Here is a 1,294-nt window from a genome sequence, read left to right as displayed (position 1 = left end):
CCGTCAAGAAGCACATCACCAGCCTGCTCCACAAACTGCGCGTCACCTCCCGCCTCGAAGCGGCCCTCATCGCGCACCATCAGCACCACGACCTCTGCCGCGCCAAACGCCCCTCCCCCACCTTCCTCCCAAACCCCACCCCACCCATCTGACGGCCGGTCACGGCCCGCGAGCGGCCGTCAGGCGTAACACACCGAAGGGGGGTCTTCCGCGTGAGGACCAGGCCGCTGTGTGGGCGCAGCGCGTCGGCCTCCTCACCCGGCACGATGAGCGGTGAGTGTCACGCTGACGGCCCTGTTCACGCCGGCGGAAGGGCACCACGGCCCCGGGTGGGTGCGTCGCCTTGTATGCCGTGCTCACCCACACCCCTCAGTACGACGGGGCGGATGAGCAGGTGTTCTCACTGATCAACATGGCCATGGACGCCCTGGCCCGCTCACCAGAACCGGGCCAGGGCACTGGCCTTGAAAGGCTGCGGCGAGACGCTCATGTCCCCCGCGAAGGGACAGTCGAGCACGATGACGAGCAGCAGGCTGAACCCGATGAGCGCCGCCACCGACCCGACGAACAGCAGCCGCACCCGTCGGTCCCGCACCCCGTAGAGGAGGGTGATCAGGACAATCACGGCGGCTCCGCCGTAGATGAGCACCTGGAGGAGGGCCGGCAGTTCGTCATGGCTCTGGGAGATCCTGGCCCGCCGCTGGGCGGCCACCTCGTTCAGGCTGTCCAGGGCCTCCTGGTAGAAGGCCTGCGCGGAGAACGACCGCGGCTCGTATGCTGCGAGCACCCGGTACAGGTCGTCCACCGCCTGCGAAGTCACGGCCGCGTCGCCCCTGCCGACCTGCATCATCGGCCACTGCCGCTCCACCACGGTGTGGACGTAGTTGTCCACGCGGTCGTGCACGGCGGTACGGGTCCCGGGAGGGAATGCCTCGGCGTCGCGGACGATCTGCGAGACCGCGCTGGCCTCGGCGGCGACCACCGTCCGGGCGGTCTGCAGATCCGTCCACAGGTTCACGATCACGAAGGCCAGGATGATTCCGTAGATCGCGCCGAACATCCCCAGCACCACCCCGACCATGTCGTTGTTCTCACCGGCCGCGAGCACCGGGAAGAACCGCGTGGCCAGCATGCTGCCGACGAGGGCCAGCAAGATGATCCCGCCGACCACGAGCGCGGCCAGCCAGCCGGTCGGCAGGTGGTTGAGCAGCCACAGCTTCACGGTGTCCCCCTCCGCGGCCCGCACGGGCAGCCCCGGCCGGGCTTGCCCGTGCGGGCCGCGTTCCACCTGTTC

General features: G+C 69.2%; 1 protein-coding gene. It reads right to left on the bottom strand.

What is annotated here, in order from left to right:
• Window positions 1–436: 436 nt before the first annotated feature.
• Window positions 437–1,294: bestrophin-like domain (locus VR44_RS11510; protein WP_342669310.1), on the bottom strand; the 858-nt coding region annotated here is incomplete at its 5' end.

Source organism: Streptomyces katrae (genome assembly GCF_000966975.1).
Taxonomy (GTDB): Bacteria; Actinomycetota; Actinomycetes; order Streptomycetales; family Streptomycetaceae; genus Streptomyces; species Streptomyces katrae.
Note: the sequence above shows the minus strand (reverse complement) of the source record. Positions and strands in the feature narration are given on the sequence as shown.